We start from the raw sequence: 958 nt of genomic DNA on the forward strand, positions 1-958 counted from the left end.
GAATAAGCACCGGCTAACTACGTGCCAGCAGCCGCGGTAATACGTAGGGTGCAAGCGTTATCCGGAATTATTGGGCGTAAAGGGCTCGTAGGCGGTTCGTCGCGTCCGGTGTGAAAGCCCATCGCTTAACGGTGGGTCTGCGCCGGGTACGGGCGGGCTGGAGTGCGGTAGGGGAGACTGGAATTCCCGGTGTAACGGTGGAATGTGTAGATATCGGGAGGAACACCAATGGCGAAGGCAGGTCTCTGGGCCGTTACTGACGCTGAGGAGCGAAAGCGTGGGGAGCGAACAGGATTAGATACCCTGGTAGTCCACGCCGTAAACGGTGGATGCTGGATGTGGGGCCCTTTCCACGGGTCCCGTGTCGGAGCCAACGCGTTAAGCATCCCGCCTGGGGAGTACGGCCGCAAGGCTAAAACTCAAAGAAATTGACGGGGGCCCGCACAAGCGGCGGAGCATGCGGATTAATTCGATGCAACGCGAAGAACCTTACCTGGGCTTGACATGTTCCCGACGACCGCAGAGATGTGGTTTCCCTTCGGGGCGGGTTCACAGGTGGTGCATGGTCGTCGTCAGCTCGTGTCGTGAGATGTTGGGTTAAGTCCCGCAACGAGCGCAACCCTCGCCCCGTGTTGCCAGCAGTTCGGCTGGGGACTCACGGGGGACCGCCGGGGTCAACTCGGAGGAAGGTGGGGATGACGTCAGATCATCATGCCCCTTACGTCCAGGGCTTCACGCATGCTACAATGGCCGGTACAGCGGGATGCGACATGGCGACATGGAGCGGATCCCTGAAAACCGGTCTCAGTTCGGATTGGAGTCTGCAACCCGACTCCATGAAGGCGGAGTCGCTAGTAATCGCGGATCAGCAACGCCGCGGTGAATGCGTTCCCGGGCCTTGTACACACCGCCCGTCAAGTCATGAAAGTGGGCAGCACCCGAAGCCGGTGGCCTAACC

At 60.2% G+C, this 958-nt stretch carries 1 rRNA gene; it reads left to right on the plus strand.

From position 1 onward, the window contains the following. Nucleotides 1-958: ribosomal RNA gene (locus AC1AYN_RS10515) — 16S ribosomal RNA — on the plus strand; the annotation flags it as partial.

It is taken from the genome of Bifidobacterium sp. LH_413 (assembly GCF_056357015.1).